This window comes from Endozoicomonas arenosclerae, assembly GCF_001562015.1.
In the GTDB taxonomy this organism is placed as follows: domain Bacteria; phylum Pseudomonadota; class Gammaproteobacteria; order Pseudomonadales; family Endozoicomonadaceae; genus Endozoicomonas_A; species Endozoicomonas_A arenosclerae.
Genome location: NZ_LASA01000051.1, coordinates 100,605 through 118,846, shown reverse-complemented (window position 1 = coordinate 118,846; position 18,242 = coordinate 100,605). Strand labels below are relative to the sequence as shown.

At 48.1% G+C, this 18,242-nt stretch carries 12 protein-coding genes and 1 pseudogene; 6 read left to right on the top strand and 7 right to left on the bottom strand.

Translation table 11 applies throughout. The annotated features are described in order from the left end of the window. Positions 1-220 precede the first annotated feature (220 nt). Positions 221-1,087: a lipase family protein gene (locus WG89_RS03725; protein WP_062261432.1), complete on the top strand. Its 867-nt coding sequence runs from the start codon at positions 221-223 to the stop codon at positions 1,085-1,087. A 4-nt stretch (positions 1,088-1,091) separates the two neighbouring features. Beyond that, positions 1,092-2,393 (top strand): DUF4785 domain-containing protein, encoded by a 1,302-nt coding sequence (locus tag WG89_RS03720; protein ID WP_062261429.1) that lies wholly within the window; start codon positions 1,092-1,094, stop codon positions 2,391-2,393. A gap of 27 nt (positions 2,394-2,420) precedes the next feature. Here WG89_RS03720 and WG89_RS03715 read toward each other — a convergent pair whose 3' ends face one another. Further along, positions 2,421-3,902, bottom strand: a complete 1,482-nt coding sequence (locus tag WG89_RS03715) for a hypothetical protein (protein ID WP_062261426.1) — start codon at positions 3,900-3,902, stop codon at positions 2,421-2,423. Between the two features lie 55 nt (positions 3,903-3,957). Next, positions 3,958-5,247, bottom strand: coding sequence for an MFS transporter (locus tag WG89_RS03710; protein WP_172806701.1), 1,290 nt, complete (start codon positions 5,245-5,247; stop codon positions 3,958-3,960). A 133-nt stretch (positions 5,248-5,380) separates the two neighbouring features. On the opposite strand from WG89_RS03710, the gene WG89_RS03705 reads away from it, so the two are divergent. From WG89_RS03705 to glgB, 3 genes are all read left to right on the top strand, one after another. Next, complete coding sequence (locus tag WG89_RS03705) at positions 5,381-6,799, top strand: hypothetical protein (protein ID WP_062261422.1); 1,419 nt, start codon at positions 5,381-5,383, stop codon at positions 6,797-6,799. A 198-nt stretch (positions 6,800-6,997) separates the two neighbouring features. Further along, positions 6,998-8,635, top strand: coding sequence for a phosphoglucomutase (alpha-D-glucose-1,6-bisphosphate-dependent) (gene pgm / locus WG89_RS03700; RefSeq protein WP_062261418.1), 1,638 nt, complete (start codon positions 6,998-7,000; stop codon positions 8,633-8,635). A gap of 90 nt (positions 8,636-8,725) precedes the next feature. Beyond that, the gene (gene glgB, locus WG89_RS03695) at positions 8,726-10,945 is read left to right on the top strand and encodes a 1,4-alpha-glucan branching protein GlgB (RefSeq protein WP_079253636.1); all 2,220 of its coding nucleotides are present in this window, start codon (positions 8,726-8,728) and stop codon (positions 10,943-10,945) included. Positions 10,946-11,068: 123 nt separating this feature from the next. Here the strand turns inward: glgB and WG89_RS03690 are convergent, their stop codons facing one another. Together WG89_RS03690 and WG89_RS03685 are read right to left on the bottom strand one after the other, a co-directional pair. Beyond that, positions 11,069-11,707 carry a DUF2726 domain-containing protein gene (locus WG89_RS03690; protein WP_062261412.1) on the bottom strand — a complete coding sequence of 213 codons (639 nt, stop codon included), beginning with the start codon at positions 11,705-11,707 and terminating at the stop codon, positions 11,069-11,071. 173 nt (positions 11,708-11,880) lie between these two features. Then, positions 11,881-13,263 (bottom strand): annotated as a pseudogene (locus WG89_RS03685) (APC family permease). Positions 13,264-13,473: 210 nt separating this feature from the next. Between WG89_RS03685 and WG89_RS03675 the strand changes: the two are divergent. After that, positions 13,474-15,126: a GMC family oxidoreductase gene (locus WG89_RS03675; protein ID WP_062261403.1), complete on the top strand. Its 1,653-nt coding sequence runs from the start codon at positions 13,474-13,476 to the stop codon at positions 15,124-15,126. Between the two features lie 426 nt (positions 15,127-15,552). Here the strand turns inward: WG89_RS03675 and WG89_RS03670 are convergent, their stop codons facing one another. The 3 genes from WG89_RS03670 to WG89_RS03660 form a co-directional block, all read right to left on the bottom strand. Beyond that, positions 15,553-15,849 (bottom strand): cold shock domain-containing protein, encoded by a 297-nt coding sequence (locus WG89_RS03670; protein WP_281177675.1) that lies wholly within the window; start codon positions 15,847-15,849, stop codon positions 15,553-15,555. A 283-nt stretch (positions 15,850-16,132) separates the two neighbouring features. Then, positions 16,133-17,005 (bottom strand): sulfurtransferase, encoded by an 873-nt coding sequence (locus WG89_RS03665; protein WP_062261401.1) that lies wholly within the window; start codon positions 17,003-17,005, stop codon positions 16,133-16,135. Positions 17,006-17,073: 68 nt separating this feature from the next. Beyond that, positions 17,074-18,225 carry an FAD-dependent oxidoreductase gene (locus tag WG89_RS03660; RefSeq protein WP_153301417.1) on the bottom strand — a complete coding sequence of 384 codons (1,152 nt, stop codon included), beginning with the start codon at positions 18,223-18,225 and terminating at the stop codon, positions 17,074-17,076. Between the last annotated feature and the right edge of the window lie 17 nt (positions 18,226-18,242).

The window sequence follows — 18,242 nt, the reverse complement described above, 5'->3', positions numbered from 1 at the left end:
CTAAGGCGTGCGACTGAATAATGCCTATCTCAAAACCGGGTATCTGTGCATCTGTCAGATGCCCGTTTTTTGACAAATGTCATACATTCACTATTTTGGTGCATTTCAGGGTATCGAGTATTAATCTTGGTCAGATACTATACAAAAAGGCCTTTCAAACAGTTGTTTGTTTTTACTGTGAATGACCTGCACCTGAAAATAATCAAACAATAAAAATAATATGATGAAAAAATATCTGACCTTAATGGCGCTCAGTCTCTGGCTGTTTGCTACGGGTGCTATGGCATCCAAGGGCGTGGCCTTTATCCATGGAACGGGAAAACAGACCAATGCTTACGACGATTACTGGACAGGCGATTTTGTAAACTCAGTACGACAAGGGTTGCCTGACAGCAGCAAGTTTGTGGTGGTTAACTGCGACTTTGATCAGTTCATGTGGCATCAGGACGCCGCAGGCTGTCTGGCTGGGCAATTAACGGATTTTATCAATCAGCAGGGCATTACCAATCTGGTGGCCATTACTCACTCCAATGGTGGGAATGTGATTCGCTGGATCATGTCCAACCCCACATACGATGCCCGTTACCCCGGTATTATCAATTCTCTTGGCAGGGTCATTGCCCTGGCACCATCCAGTCTTGGCACTCCTCTGGCAGATGCTGTCAATCAGGGTAATGTTTTTGAGCAGACACTTGGCTGGATTCTGGGCTACGGCTCCGATGCGGTTAAACAGCAACAAGTCAGCTGGATGGCAAACTATAACACTCAACTTCTCTACGGTACTCAAGGCCGGCCTTCTTTGCCAAAGCCCTTTGAGGCAGTGATTGGCAGCGACGTTGATTCAGCCATCTGGGACAGCGACAGCTACTGCGGTGGCTACCAGTATCAAGTCTCTTTGGAAACAACCCAAAACTGGCTGGATAACTGTTCAGATGGGTTTCTGGAGTGCACTTCCCAGGCCGGCGCAGGTTCCGTTCTTTTCTACGATAAGAGTCGTACAAAAGGAAAAGAACCACTGAGCCATCATCAGAGCAGACGTAATTGCTTCAGGCTCGACACTATTCTGCGCAGCGAAATTCAGGGGTAATCTCATGAAAAAAACAATGATTGCAGGCCTGATCTCTATCAGCTTAATGAGCGTGGGAAGCCTGACCGCAGACGAGTTTGAAGTGAACAGTATGTCGGTGCCCATGCAGCACAGGGATGCTCCCAGCATAACCCGTGAACATCAGCCTATTCATATCAGTTTTGCTGAAACCGGTGAGGTTTGGCGTAATCATCAAACAGCAGCTGTAGCCTTGGAAAGTAACGAGTACTGGTTTCAAGCTTCGGGAGCTGAACTCAAGAGAGGGGTGGATCTGGATATCACTGCTCCAGAGCCTCTGGTGAGGTTTTCTTCCTTAACATTGCCTGACTCAGGACAGAGTTTGGGGGGGAATCAGACGGGCTTGCCCTCTCTTCAGCCAGGTTTAATGGGCAAGCAGCCGGGTCTGTCGTCCGTTTCGAGAGCGCAAAACAGTCGTCGTGCCAATGCCATTAACCCAGATCAGCTGGAGATTTTCAGAGAGGGTGAAGTCCAGCCTATGCGGGCGGCCAAACAGAATATGATTAATGAAGCCCAATTGGCATCAGACACTATTTTTCAACGTTCAGGTGCTATGAAGCTCAATGCTTCAATAGGGACAGGGCGTTTCAAAATGAGATCGCGTCAGAGCCTTCGGGACTCTGATCAGTACCTGATTAATATCAAAGAGAAGGGCAGCCAGAAAAAACTCCATATGTCGGCCCCCAGGCTATCCCTGTTATCCGGTGAAGCCATTACATTTGGGGCTCAGATGAAAGATCGGAATCGAACAGTATCTGGCGCAGATTATCTGGCCTATGTCGTTAGCCCGGATGGTGAAACCCGCTCGGTTAAGCTTTCAGCTGGCAAGAAGGGACAATGGCAGATTGATATGCCTTCAGGGTTTGGCAGTACTCGACCTGGAGAATTGCATGAGCTGTACATCGATGCTTACGCTGCTGAAGGAAACAATCAGCTAAGACGGAGTGGGAAAATTGCTTTCTCTGTTGCGACCCCCACTGCCCATCTTGAAGACATTCAGCTGGTTATGGATGGCGATAAGCTGGCGGACAGTATGATCAACGTAACCTCTGAAGGTCGTTATGAATTGAGAGGAACACTTTTTGGAACGGATGAGAATGGAGAGATGCGTTCCATTATGAGAAGTCACTCCGCCTACTGGTTAACTCCGGGTTTGCAGCAGGTGGCCTTGAAGCTGGATCAGAAGATTCTTGAGAAAAGCGGTTTGAAAGCGCCTTTTGCTTTGAAGTCTTTTGAGCTTATAGATCAGAGCCAGTTAGGGGTTCTTCACCGTCAGGCGGAAATCTGAAATGTACATGCCTGACGGGTCAGTCCGTCAGGCATTCAACCATTGCTCACATTGCTGTATTTGCTCCAGAGTCCAGCCATTCAATGCTTTAAGGTGTTCTGTTTCCCTGTCAGCCAGCCCCCAAAGTTCTGACAAGTCAATTATCGAATCTGGCTCATCTCTTTCTTCTATTTCTGCCCGGACAGCCTGTAGCTGGTTGTAAGAAGACATTTTATCTTCAACAAATGCTGTCAGCAGATCTTGCTGTTCAGTTCCATTGGAAGCGGAATCCAGCAGAGAGGCAAACGTCAATAGACTTCCATGGCCACTTTGCAGCTCAGTGAATTCCTGATGCCATGATGGAGCTGGTTTGCCAGAGTGCTGGCTAACCAGCTGGCATGCATCCTGGTAGATAGGAAGTGTTTCATCCAGAGGTAAGGTTGAGTCTTGCAGGATTTTTTCAAACTGATCTCTAACGTCCAGTTTTGCACCTGCTTTGCGTGTATGGACTAATTGGTTATCCAATATTTCCACCGAGGCATCCAGCAGTTTGGCCTGGAGATTAGAATGAGCTTTTGGATTTTCTACAACCGTATCGATCCATTTCTGGAGGTCTCTTAACAAAGAGAGATTGAGATCATCGGGGTTGCTGTCCGATGCTTTTGCCGAGCACTGCTCCATAAACTTGAGGGCACTGCGACAGAATGGATCTGGATAGGTGAGTTCTTTCAGGTGCTCCAGAGTGTGAGTAAACGGATATGTAGCCTGATTCTGCATTTGGATACGAGCCATATTATATGAGGGGGAATGCTCTGGCTCTGTCATTTCAAGTGTATCTTCAGCGTGCTCCTGCTCCACTTGCTGTTGATACACCCGATAGACTTCATCCATCGTATCATCCTGAATATCAGGAAGGTCTGCCAGGTGTTCCAGTAAGCTTTCAATCTCTTTGTGATGGGCTTTCAAGGTCGACTTTTCGAGTAGAGATTCCAGTAACTGTTCCAGGTCAGCTCTCTGGTCAGGATCATTGCACTGGTTTATCAAAGACTCTTTCTGACCTCTGAGATGATCGGTAAATAAAGACTGATGCAGTCGTCTTCTTGCCCTGGGGTTGGAAAGGTGATCGCTGATTGCATTGGACAGGCTTAATAGCTCTGAGGGGGATTGGGCTTCACTCAGCTCTGAGGAGATCAGCTGTTCCATTTTGTGTGAGTAGGATTCTGACAGAGCTGCCTGACGCTCCGGCTTCAGGCTGGTGATCTTCCCCTTCAGTCTTGCCAGCTCGCCAACACTGTCTGCCTTTTGGATGATGACTTTCAGCCCAGAGACATCACTTTTCTTTTTCCCTCGGGAAGCATTGGCTTGTGGACTCATACTGGATGAGTGCAGACCATCCGTAGGTTTGGCTTCCAGAGGGGATACTTTTCTGTACTGATGGCTGGATTCAGTGGCTTTTCCCGACTCCTGAGGTTGAGACTCGGGTAAGTGGTGGCTCTGATGTCCGGCAGGGCCTGTGATATCTCCTGACATGGCGGGTCATCCGTGACTCTGACTGTTAAAGTAAGAATAGCCATTCTGGAAAGGCTTATTCGGTGGCCGTCATATTGGTACTGGCCTGACCTTGAGTTGACGACTGACTATAAAGAGTGAGCACTGCAATAGAGGCAAGCCCTCCCAGCGTAAGCAGGATACCGGGCATCCAGGTTTTTCCTGAAATATCAATCAGCCAGGTAGAAAGTAATGGCGTAACCCCTCCGGCTATAAATCCGAGGTTATAGCTCAGAGCTATGCCCGTGTAGCGCACTCTGGTGGGAAACAGTTCGGAAACAATGGGGATCTGCGTAGCCGCCATTAAGCCAACCAGCAGGGAGAATATAGGAAGCGTCAGGGCATTCAGAGAGGGCTGGTTGATCACCAGCCAGTACCAGGGAAGTCCCGCAAACAGGTGGCAGGCAGCTGCTGCTTTCAGCATGGTTTTAGGGTGGCTTCGATCATAGAGCAGGCCAAACACCAGCACAGCGAGAACAATGAATGCAGCCAGTACTGTGGAGTGCAGCGAAGTCGCGGTTTCTTCATGATGGAGCTGTAGCCAGGAAGGAAGAAAAACCTGCAGGAGTATAATGGTGGTGCTGTGGGTAATAATGGCCAAAGCACCACAAATCACCTGACGTTTATGGTGCCTCAATACAGATAACAAAGGCACACTGGAAATTCTTTGAGAGGCCAGCATTTTTTGAAAAAGCAGTGTTTCCTGGAAACGGCGGCGTATGACATAGCCAATAATGCCCAGTAGGGCTCCAAGCCAGAATGCTATTCTCCAGCCGTCTGCCATCAGACCGTCATAACCAAGAAAAATCATCAGCAAGCTGTGGACGCAGTATCCCAGCAATAGTCCAGAGCACATTCCTGATATTACTGAAGCATTAGCGATGCCGATTTTGTCCGGAAAGTGTTCACTGATATAGGTCAGTGCTCCACCTGTTTCCCCACCCATGGAAATCCCCTGAATCAGTCTCAGTGCCATTAATAAAGCGGGAGCCAGGTAACCGATTTGTTGATAAGTGGGCAAAAAGCCAATCAGCAGGGTGGAGAGCGCCATGAGAAGGATGGTAAAGGTGAAAGGTTTTTTTCGGCCTTTCCGGTCGCCCTGATGTCCGAACAAAATCCCTCCCAGTGGTCTGGATACGTAGCCGATGGCAAAGGTGGCAAAGGTCAGCATCAGGCTTTCATTTAATTCATGGGTCGGAAAGAAGAGTTTGCTGATGTAGGGGGTCATCAGGGCATAAATCATGAAGTCATAGACTTCCAGGGCGCTGCCGAGGCTGACAATGGAGATCAGCTTGATATTGATCGGTTCTGCTGGCTGGGTCTGCATTCGAGCTCTGCCAAAGTCTTGATTTCGATCGAAAGGGTAGTTCATGTGGGCTGGAATGAAGGAACTAAATCAGCTCTTGGCCGTCCAATTTAGATGGAACTAAGAAGTATAACGAATGAGCAGGAGGCTCTGTATGGAATCACGTTCTCAGGCTGTTCAAAATCAGCCGTTACCAGGCTGTCTGGTGAAACAGGATCAGCCCAGGATTAAAAAAGCAGGGCCTCTGACTTTTGCATCCAGAACCCTGAAGACGATTCCTTCGCATCTGACAACTCCCCAGCTTATTGATTCGTTAAGCAAGGTTGATGCATCTGTAAGAAGCAGGTTCATCCAAAGCTCCAACCCTTATGATTTTTCCCATGCTCTTGATGCTGAATTTCCTGATATTGAAGAGAAGATGAAAACAAGCTCAGTCGATAGTCTTGAGGTGATCGAAGCATTGAATAATAAGTGCTTGGTAGAGGCCTATCATCGATATGTGGATGAGGGTGAGGAAGATGCTGCCCCCGTTCTCAGGGAAGCTATGAACAGAGCTGCCAGTTTGCACTTTTTAAGAACTATGGATCAACAGAGCCTCTATGAATTTACAGAGGATGAGTTGCAAATGAAGCAGGCCATTGAACGGAGCTTCTACCAGTATCTAGGGGCTTGCGAGACCATTCAGCAGGACATTCCTTCTGAAAATGCACTCAACTATATCCAGGTTCAGTCTGTTAAATCTCAAGTCAGAGAGTGGCTGTTTGAAGTGCACTATTGCCCAGTCAGGTGTCGCACTGTCCAGCAGCTGGAGAGAGAGTTGGATATACCTGATGAACAAGATTCTGACTTTAATGTGGAAGCTTTTTTTGAACAAAGAATGGGAGAGCTGGAATCAGCTGTTGAGCTTCTGGTGTTGTTGTTCTGGGCAGAAAAATCCGAGGTAAAACCGGCGTTCCTTGACCAGTGTCGAGGCAAAATAGCCAGACTTTTGTGCAGTGATTTACTCGCGAAAGTATACCTTGGTGAATACTTCGATGCCTTGGGGGCTGAGTGCAGCAGATTCGCGGATCGAAAGGATGTTGGAAGTTTTTCTTACCAGTGCGGTCTGAAAACATTGGTCGATAAAATCTGGCCATTGTTAATAAAAGCTGTAGAAAATGCTCGAAAAACCGCTGAAAAAGTACCCTACAAAAAAGATAGTTTCAGCAGTCTGGAAAGCTGTTGCTACTACTTGAAAGTGTTCTACCAGAAACCGATAGTGGTTTTTTTGAGAGAGTTGCTGGAAAAGCATGTGACGGATGAACAATTAGTCAGGCAAGTTTCCAGTGATTATGAACCTGTGGATATCCGCTGCAGAGTTGCACTGGAAGAGGCTGAAAAAAGGAAAGATCAGTACGACACTGGTCTAAACCTGAGCTCCAAATTTTCATTGTTATCAAAAGAGACGAAAGCGGATTGGTTAAAGAAGGTTAATGAAGCCTGGGAGAAAAACGAAAGGCCTCCCTGGCCAGAGCAGGAAGAAGAGAAGCAGACTCCTGTGGGGGACGATGACGACGATGATCTTTACGATTGATCACCTCTGTAAAGCTTTTCATTGTTAAGAAGGGAGTGGAAACAGCGATAAGGCATTTCTGGCCATTCGTCAGCAGAGTATAATAGTGGTATTCCGATACTGTGATCGTATATCAGGACGGTTAACGTAAGCCTACAGTATTCTGATCTGGAGCGATTATTGCATATCGCTTCAGTGTTATTTATTCAGGAATTACCCATGCACCCTCAAGCCGGTAAAGTTGCAACAGATGACATGCTGACCAATATTCCCCGTCTGGTTAGTGATTATTACGCCATTCAGCCCGACCCCTCCAATCCTTCCCAGCGCGTTCAATTTGGTACATCCGGGCATAGAGGCACCTCTTTCAAAGCAACATTCAACGAAGCTCATATCGTTGCCGTGACCCAGGCCATTTGTGAATACCGTCAGGAAAACGGGATTACCGGCCCTATGTTTGTTGGCATGGATACCCATGCCCTTTCTGAACCAGCATTGATCAGCGCGGTTCAGGTGCTGGCTGCCAATGGGGTGCATACTCGTATTCAGGAAGGCCGGGGATATACTCCGACGCCTGTCATTTCCCATGCCATTGTTTGCTATAACCGGGATCATCAGGAACTGGCGGATGGCGTGGTTATTACACCGTCTCATAATCCCCCGGAGGATGGCGGCTTTAAGTACAACCCTCCCCATGGTGGTCCGGCGGGTACCGATGTGACTAATTGGGTTCAGGACAGGGCCAACCAGTTAATTGCTCAAGGTCTGGAAGGTGTTAAACAGTTGTCGTTTAATGAAGCGCTGGCTTCAGGGTTTATCACTGAATATGACTACATCACACCCTATGTGGATGATCTGGAAAATGTCATCGATATGGAAGCCATTCGCAAGGCTGGTATCAAGATCGGTGTTGATCCCTTGGGTGGTTCTGGCCTGCACTACTGGGAACCTATAGCCAAGCGTTATGGCCTGGACATAGAGCTGGTCAGTAAAAAAGTAGACCCTACTTTCTCATTCATGCACGTCGATAAAGACGGCAAGATTCGTATGGATTGTTCTTCTGCCTATGCCATGGCCGGACTGATCGAACTGAAAGACCGGTACGATATTGCTTTTGGTAACGACCCTGATTTTGATCGCCACGGTATTGTGACCCGCAAGCATGGACTATTGAATCCCAATCACTATCTGGCGGTAGCGATCAATTATCTATACAGCCATCGTACGGATTGGCCCGCCAACGCCAGGATTGGCAAGACTCTTGTCTCCAGCGCCATGATTGATCATGTTGCCAAAGGTTTGGGCAGAGAAGTGGCTGAGGTGCCGGTGGGCTTCAAATGGTTTGTCGACGGGCTGGCTTCTGGCGAACTGGCTTTTGGCGGCGAAGAAAGTGCGGGTGCTGCCTTCCTGCGTCGAGACGGATCAACCTGGTGCACCGATAAGGATGGCTTTATTCTGGCTCTGCTGGCCGCTGAAATTACTGCGGTGACGGGCAAAGATCCTGGTGAACACTATCAGGAGCTGACAGAGAAGTATGGTTCTCCTGTCTATGAACGACTGCAGGCAACCGCTTCTGATGAACAGAAGAAAGTTCTGTCAGGTATGAACCCTTCTATGGTCAAAGCCGATACTCTGGCGGGTGATCCCATAACGGCTAAATTGACCCATGCACCAGCCAATGGTGCTGCTATCGGTGGTCTGAAGGTCGTGACTGAAAAAGGCTGGTTTGCCGCAAGACCTTCTGGCACGGAAGCTGTCTATAAAATCTATACTGAAAGCTTTGTGGGTATTGATCATCTCAAGCAAATTCAGGAAGAAGCCAAAGCAATGGTTTCAGAGGTGTTTGCTGCTGGCTAAAAGCCTTATCTGATCTTTCCGGAACTCCCTTTCTCTGTTGTATGGGAAAGGGAGAAATCATCTGCTTTATAAATCTAAAATCTGATACTTATGACCATCGCTGTTCAACCATCGTCTGTTATGTCGGGGTTTGAGTATGATCGTGAGCAGGAACTGCTGCATGCGCATTGTGCTATTCCCTTTAGTTTTCTGGGTTTACAGGATAATCCTGCTGGCAGGGGGCTGATACTCAGAGCCTGGCGTCCTGATGCTCTTCGGATCGATGTTTCCGAGTACCCTTCGGGCAAGTTATTGGGTTCCATGGTCAAGGCCGGCTCAGGTCTATTTGAGTTATCCTTTCCTCGTCGTAGAAAACGTTTTAATTATCAGCTTACTGTTTTTACAGAGGGTGGTCAGTCTCATAGGATTTTTGATCCCTATCAGTTTGGTGAATATGTAATGAGAGAAGAGGGCATGGATTATGATGCTCTCTACCGTCATCAGGGGGCACACCTCCTGCAGCACAGTTTTAATACTCGTCGGCATGTCCGTGGCGTGTTGTTCAGGGTTTATGCTCCCAATGCACGGTCTGTCAGTCTGGTAGGAGACTTCAATCAGTGGGATGGACGCATCCATCCTATGGCCAGTGCCGATGATGGCATCTGGCGCTTGTTTGTACCTGAGCTGGATGAGGGGACTCTTTACAAGTATGAAATTCATGATGCCCGGGGCAATAGTTTGCCACTGAAAGCGGATCCCTTTGGTCGTTATGCTGAGCAATGGCCGGGGCTGGCTTCCATAGTCCATGATGAAAAAACATACCGCTGGAAGGATGAAAGCTGGTTGGAATCGAGGGGCCAGTTATACGACAAGCCAATGTCAGTGTATGAAGTCCATCCGGGGTCGTGGCAGAGAACTTCTGACAATGAACCTCTGGATTATAAGACGTTGGCGAAAAAGCTGATTCCCTATGTCAAAAAAATGGGGTTCACTCACATAGAACTGATGCCTGTTTCAGAGCATCCACTCTATGAGTCCTGGGGTTATCAGACCATCGGTATGTTTGCACCTACCAGTCGTTATGGCAGCCCGGATGATTTCAAATATTTTGTTGATCGATGCCACCAGGCCGGCATTGGGGTGATTCTGGACTGGGTGCCAGCCCATTTCCCGAACGACGAACATGGTCTGGCGAAGTTTGATGGTACTTCGATTTACGAACACCCGGACCCGAAAAGAGGCTGGCACCCGGACTGGAAAACCTGCATCTACGACTTTGGGCGTCCCTGGGTTCAGGATTTCCTGATCAGCAGTGCTCTTTATTGGCTGGATGAATTTCATATTGATGGGCTTCGAGTCGATGCTGTTGCTTCCATGCTCTATCTGGATTACTCAAGGAATGAAGGTGAGTGGGAGCCAAATGTTCATGGCGGGAATGAAAACCTTGAAGCCATTGCTTTCCTGAGAAGACTGAACGAGACCATTTACCAACGCTTCCCGACGGCCATGACCATTGCAGAAGAGTCGACCAGTTTTCCTGGTGTTTCCAGACCTGTGCACGACAATGGACTGGGCTTTGGCTACAAGTGGAATATGGGGTGGATGCATGACTCTCTGGAGTACATGAAAGAAGAGACGGTTCACCGCAAGCATCATCATGGCAAGATCACATTCAGCACTGTGTATGCATGGAGTGAGAACTTTGTGCTTTCACTGTCCCATGATGAAGTGGTTTACGGCAAAGGAACCCTGCTGACTCGCATGCCGGGTGATGAATGGCAAAAGTTTGCCAACCTGCGTACTTATCTCACCTTCATGTTCACCCACCCCGGTAAAAAACTGCTGTTTATGGGCGGAGAGTTTGGTACCTGGAATGAATGGAATCATCACAAGTCACTGGATTGGCCGTTGATTGATGACTCTGATTCGTTGAACGCAGGCATTCAGAAGTTGACTCGAAAGCTGAACAAGCTGTATCAGACCCAGACTGAATTGTACGAGCTGGATTGTTCAGAAGCGGGTTTCCAGTGGTTGGTTTCAGACGATCAGGATCAGAGTGTTCTGGCCTATGCTCGATTTGATAAGGAGCAAAGACCTGTTATCACCGTGTTAAACATGACACCGGCAGTTCGACATGAATACCTGTTGGGTGTACCTGTTAAAGGGAAATATAAAGTCCTGCTGAACACGGATGCCAAAGAGTTGGGTGGCAGTGGTGTATCTCCGGGCAGGGGCATTAGCTCATTAAATGAAGCTCATCATGGCTTTGCCCAGAGTATTAAGGTTGACCTGCCTCCTCTTGCGGCCGTTATTCTTAAGCCTGAAGAGTAAGACAGCTCCTATGGATTTGTCTCGAAATAACTGCCCAATTTACACGCGGATACCGTTCATCCTGAGCTTGTCGAAGGGTGGTGGTATTGGGCTTCGACAGGCTCAGCCCGAGCGGGTGTTGATTCAAACCAGCCGGGCTCCTTTGCAGTCAGGGTAGCTGTTACAGATCCAGCAATCTCTGCCAGCATGCTGACCCTTTTTTATATGGGTCAGTTTCATGGTTGAATGGCATTTTGGGCATTCAGAGTCTGAATTTTCTGCTTTGCTCTGGGTGTTGTCCTGAAGTTGAGCGGGTGGCTCTAATTCATTAATACCGCAAGCTGCGAAGACCTCTTTTTTCAAGCTGGGTACATCGCGATAAGGTTTTCTATCGTATTCCAGGATAGAAACACCGGCTTTATGGCACAGCTCCCTGAGCTGATCATTACCGGGACCTTTTCTGCCGGGCAGATCCAGTTGAATCACACAGAGAACATCCATTTCCCGGCGGTGGCAGATCACAAAATCAAAACAGTGGTTTTTGAATTTACTGAGATGGCCGGAACCCTGAAGTACTTCAGTCACAGGCATTCTTGGAAAAACACTGAGGTGGCTCCGCACGGCCATATCAAGCTGACCCAGAAAAGCCCGGTACTCAGGTGAAAACAGCGGGTCACGGCACTCAATACTCTGGCTTCTCAACCGGAACCAGATAGCCAGGGCCAGAACCACTGTCAGTATTGCCGCTGCTATGGGAATTATCAGAGGATGATCCAGACTCACTGCTCCACCTTATACTTGTTCTTCGAAAAGCCAGCTCTTTTCAATCTTTCCAATGGTCTGACGAGTGTCAGACATTGTTTTTTTAAGTTTAGACCCGAGCCGGGCTTTTACTTTTAGCTTCACTGGGCGCGTATTGTGACACAGTTGTAACAGTCTGCCAGTGAAAATTATTGTCATGGCATTGTTCTCGGCTGAAGCTGGCTTCTCAGCAGACTTTCAATAACCAGTATCATCACTGTTGAGCCTGTCAGCGTGATCAGTCCTGTAGGTCTAAGCAGATCACTCAGATTGCCATTGGGCATCAAAAGAATACTCATCGCCCAGAGAACAAAGGTAATACCCAGTCCGCAGATGAGATACAGGAGCCAATGGGGACCTGCCACCTTGAATGGTCTCGGGTGAATGGCGGCAGAAGATCTCAACTTCAGAAAAGCCAAAAACAAGAGAATGTAGGGCATCAGCATAAACAGCACACTGAAGGAAAAGACTTCCCAGAAGAGTTCGTCACTGGACGTGGTCATCAGCGCGTAAGTGACAACGATAATGGTTGCCAGACAACCGGAGAGAACGGTGGCCCCTGCGGGCGCATTGTTGCCATTACTATGGGCTAATAGTGCCGGAAACTCTCCTTTCTCGGCTGCAGCTCTTGCCATACGGCAGGCTCCAAGACTCCAGGACACACCGTCTGCCAGTAAAGTCAGAATGACCAGAGACATAATGATATACAGCAGAGCAGTGGCCAGCTGATTGTCTCCAAGCAGTATCTGGAAGAGTTCAACCATGCCTCCCGTCAGTTTCACATCCGAAGCGGGAATAGCCACCAGCATGGCCAGTGAGCCCAGTAGATAGAACACGGAAATGATGATGGCTGACCAGAAAATAGCGATGGGCAAGTCCCGTTGTGGGTTGGCCGTATCCCGTGACAGTCCGGACATCAATTCAAATCCCAGCAGGTTAAACACCATGGCGGGCAGGAATTTAACACTGCTGTTCAATGTCTCTGGAAACGGGACAATGCTTTGGAACGAGAGTTCATTGGCAGAACCACTTTTCTGATAAATCTGCCAGGAAAGAAGAGCCATAGTGATGACAATGAAGACCTTGATGACCGATCCCAGACTGGGTACCCATTTACAGATGTGAAGCCTGCGGTTGGTGGTCAATACCGTTAGCCAGATCATTATTATGCTGATCAGAGCAACCAGCCAGTGGCCACTTCCCGGAAATACCAGAGAAACCAGTACCCCGGCAGAAAGAATGTAAAGAGAAGACATCCATAAGGGGCTGTTGGACAGCCAATAGATTTAACAGGCTCTGACGCCCCAGCTTTGGCCAAATGCTCTCCTTATCCAGTAAGAGATACCGCCGTCTTCCGGCCAGGCCGTGGCCAGCTCAGAGGTCACCAGACCATAGGGCAGCACAAACCCAACCAGAATCACTGGCCACCAGAAAAGGGCCGAGGGGCCAATGGCAGCCACTGCTGTCAGGGTATCCAAAGTGGTAATGGCACAGACTGTAAACAGGGTAAGGTGCAGGGGGCCGAGGCGTTGCTGCAAATGTAAAGCTCCACTCAGATCAGGCTCGGATAAGGATAGGAAAGGATAAAAAGGTGTGCCAATCAGACTACCCAAATGGATCATACTCTGGTATCAGAAGAGTTGGAGAACACTTGGATGGGTCATTGCCTGATCCCTTAAGAGAGTTTATCCGTACCTGACATAAGCAGTCATGAGCTGCAAAAATTAAAATAATAAAAAGAGTTTTATATGACAGAGTTCGACTACATCATAGTGGGAGGTGGCTCTGCAGGCTGTGTTCTGGCCAACCGCCTGTCTGAGAATCCGGATCATCAAGTCTGTCTGTTAGAGGCTGGAGGGAGTGACAAGTCCGCCTTTGTTTATACGCCAGCTGGAGCAGTCGTCACCATGCAGCACGGTAGCTATAACTGGAAACTGGACGCCCGGTCGCAGTCCACCATGAACGATCGTGATATTTATTGTCCCAGGGGAAAAACCTTAGGTGGCAGCAGTTCCATCAATGCCATGCTCTATGTGAGGGGGCAGAAGCAGGATTATGATCGTTGGGCTGAGATGGGAAATGAAGGCTGGTCTTTTGACGAGGTGCTTCCCTATTTCAAAAAGGCACAACATCAGGAACGAGGAGCCTGTGATTTCCATGGCGTGAACGGTCCCCTGAATGTTGCTGATCCACGGAGCCGGCAAAAACTGAGTGCTGCTTTTATTCAGGGAGCTGTTGAAGCCGGCGAAAAAAACAATAACGATTTCAATGGCCCCGACCAGGAAGGGGTCGGTTGGTACCAGGTTACCCAGAAAGAAGGACGACGTTGCAGTAGCGCAGCCGCTTATCTCCACCCTGTGATGACAAGACCCAATTTGATGGTTATGACGAACAGTCAAACAGCCAGGGTGATTCTGGATGGAAAGAAGGCAGTAGGGGTTGAAGTGGTTCGGGGAGTAACCCGAAGAAAACTCTTTGCCCGAAAAGAAGTGGTTTTGTCGGCGGGCACATTTGGTTCTCCCCAGATTTTAATGCTCTCGGGCATTGGTAGCCGCGAGAAGCTGGAACCCCATGGCATTGAGTGTCTGCATTCATTGTCCGGTGTGGGTGAGAACCTTCAGGAACATCCTGATGTCCTGGTGGTGGTAGAAGATAAAACATCGTCATCTGTTGCTTTGGGTCGACCGTTGGGGCTGGCCCGATGCGTTCGGGATGTGGCCCGATACATTCACAAACGGGAAGGTTTCCTGGCCAGTAGTCTCGCTGAGTCCGGTGGCTTCATAAAGTCCAGTCCTGAAATGAAAACGCCAGATCTTCAACTTCATTTCATCCCGGCTGCCATGGAAGATCATGGTCGTAAATTGTCGCGCAACTTTCAGTATGGATTCAGCATCCATGTCTGTGTACTAAGACCAGAAAGCCGTGGGCGTGTATCTTTGAATAGCTCTTCTCCTGCAGATTCCCCAGCTATAGAGCTCAATTTGCTTGAAAAGCAATCAGATATGGACTGTCTTGTACGAGGCATTAGACGAGTCAGGGAGATTATTCGTTCGCCGGAACTTTCCCGGTTTGCCGGAGAGGAATATCTTCCCGGTGCTGAAGTTCTGACAGATGAGGAGCTGGAGTCGTATTCCCGGGAGAATGCCAATCATATTTATCATCCTGTCGGTACCTGCAAGATGGGCAATGATGACAGTGCTGTAGTCGACTCAAGATTAAGGGTGAGAGGGGTTGAAGGTTTGAGAGTGGTCGATGCTTCAGTGATGCCTACTGTGATCAGCGGCAATACCAATGCGCCCGCCATTATGATTGGAGAGAAAGCTGCGGATATGATTCTGGATGATCTAATCAGTGAAAGAAGTTCAGTGAGTAGCCATCAACAGGAGGAGATGGCAGTCTGACAGATTCAAATCATTATTCCTGTATGCAGCGAGCATGTTGCATACAGGAAGAAACAATGCATTTTGATGAGTGACACGGGTGGCACTTATCAAAATGCAGCATTTCCTGCCCCAATGATTTAATCCGCCAGACTGGCCATTGAGATAGCGGTATTCAGCCAATACACGTCATTTACGAAAGCCACAGTTTAAGCCGGGCTCTGATTGAGAGAAGTGAGAAAACACTTTTAACAAGGTGTGCATGTTTTATACAGCCTCAAAAAAGACTGTGAAAACCAGCGTGTCCCTTTAAAGGGGCTTATTCCCATAGCGAAAAGCGGCTCTCAAATCAGTCTCGTAAAGCCTTCCGAAGATATGCCGCTTACTGTAAACACAGATTGAGGCGGCATTCTTCGATCCAGACAAACGCGATACTGATTGCAACAATCAGGCTGGAAGAATTTCTTCCTTACTGGCCTGTGAGCTCTGGCCTGCGCCTTCTCCACCACCAGGAATGACACGGGTGGCTATAAGCCCCTTGGGTCCCTGGCCAATTTCAAATTGCACAAGCTGTCCGGCTTTTAGGGTTTTAAAGCCTTCCATTTCAATGACGGAGTAATGTATGAGTACGTCTTGATTTTCAGTGGCTTCCTGGGCTTGGATGAACCCATATCCCTTGGGATTGTTAAACCACTTCACTGTACCTTCCAGCATAGCTTCCATTTCCTTCTTGGTCGCTTCCATACAGCGCGATTCCTACATTATTTACATTGAAGGAACTGCCGGGAAACTGCAACCCTTGTTGTTTTATTTTTAGTCACATTTTTTATTCTGTGTCGTCCATGTCACAGAGCTCTTTCTTGGTGATGTCTTCTCGGCTTGAAAATTCTCAAGACAATAGTACAGCCTACATTTCCATATAGAGCTAAACCTATTATAAGACCATCTTGGCGCGAGATAACAGCCTATTTTGGTAATAGGGATTAGTTAACTGGGGACTTTTTTCAGGAATTAAATTTTCTGCTCATTAATTGAGAGATTTATCCGTTTTTTTCGGACTGCCTTTAACTGTTGGTAACTCTTTTCTCCAGGACCATTCAATCCATGAACCGTCGTAGTTTTTTATATTTTTGTATCCAAGGATTTCAGATAGTACGAAAAAAGTATGTGCTGAACGTACGCCTGACTGACAATAAACGGTTATCGCTTTTTCAGGTGTGATTCCCTCTTTGAGAAACATTTGTCTTAATTGCTCTTTATCGAGAAAACCGTTTTTATTGACAGTCTGGTTATATTCAAACCAGAGGCTCTCCGGAATTCTTCCGCGACGGTGGGCTCCTGATTTTCTGGTTTTTCCGGTGTATTCATCAAAGCTTCTGACATCAATGAGAATGGCGTTTTTCTCATCCTTTATTGACTTAACCTGACTCAGCTCTGCAAGCCATTGAGGGTGCTCCGTACCACGAAAGATGTATTTGGATCGTTCAGGCATTTTCGGAGGCTTCAGGCTGGTGGCCCTTTTCTGATCTTCCCAGACTGTCAGGCCTCCGTTCAGAATAGAAACCTGGTCATGACCATAAAGTTTGAGAAGCCACCAGAGCCGGGCAGCGTCCATACCCTGTTGATCGTCGTAGAGAATGATTTCAGTGTCTGAAGTGGCACCCAGTCGACTTAATAGCGCAACCATTTTTTCCTTACTGGCTCTCATGCTTGAAAAAGGGTAATCGCTTTCGTCGGCCTGAAAGGCAGGACGCCAGACATTGTGAGCACCCGGTATGTGACCGAGCAAATAGCTGAATCTGGGACGAACATCCAGTATCAGAAGGTTTTCAGGCTGTTTGAGCTTCTTGTCCAGCGACTCACTGCTGACCAGCGAATCGGAATAAGCTGAATCTGACATCACAACAGACAACAGTAATAATAGAGAAGCCAGAATAATCCTTCTAATAAAAGGAAGTCTGACTGTTTTTAATTTTGATCCGGGTCGTTGATTTTCATTGAACCAGGTTCTGGCAAAGGGAATTGCGCCATAAAACGTCGATCGATCCAGTCTTTCCACAGCCATACTAAACGCCCTCTGGCTCTGAACCAGCCTCTAGATGCAATTGCGCAACCGTCAGCACAGCTTAGCAGAGAGAGGAAATGACTCTGGGGGCGGAAGGGCTCCAGAGGTTTTTCTGCCAGCATCTGGCATATGTTTTTATGGAGCGCGGGTGCTTGTCTGACGGCATAGACACCGGACTTGGCAAGTTTGGAGTGGGCAAGTTCTGCAATGTCTCCGCAAGCAAAAATATTTTGGTGGCTAATGGATTGCAGTTGTGGGTTGATCTGGATAAAGCCCTGTGGGTTGGTCGCTATCTGACTCTCTGCTGGCCATCCCGCCGGGGCGGCAGGAGTAGCAAGAATCAGGGCATCGTAGTGCAGGGTCTCATTCTGGTCACTGGTCAGAACCTTGCCTTTAACACCGGCCACCCGAAAATGATTGTGTATCTGGATGTTTTTCTTCTGAATTTCCTCTGACATCATTTGCTGGACTTCAAGGGGATGGCCAGCAAGCACGCCTCTGGCCGTGACAATGTGAATGTTGAGTTGATCCAGGTTTTTGAAACGCTTATGGAGTGCCAGAGCGACTTCTACACCGGCTGCCCCGGCTCCGATAATGACCAGATTGAATGCCTCGCTTTGCTGGATTTGTTTGGGAAGTGGATGAGACAACCAGGTAAGAAAAGGTCTGATGGGTTTTATGCTGATGCAATCCAGGGCGTCAATGACCCGGCTTTGGGTGGACCCTGTATTGATGGAAAGGATGTCGTACTGAAGACGGTCGCCATTTTCAAGAATCAGTTCATTTGCATCTGGATCCAGTCCTGCAATAGTGGCCTTGAGAAAAGTGCAGTTTGAGGCCATTGCCAGAGATTCAAGATCAATATGGGACTGCTCAGCAGTGTAGTGACCAGAGATCACGCGAGGTAGCATACCTGAGTAGGGCGTATAGCGACTTGCTGAAACCAGTATGAAGTGAGCGGAAGGCGAGGGTTCCTTCTGTAGCTTTTTCAGAAACAAAGCGTGAGTATGGCCGCCACCTGCCAGAATGACTGTGGGCTGTTTATGATTGCTCATTGCTTTTTTACCGCTCA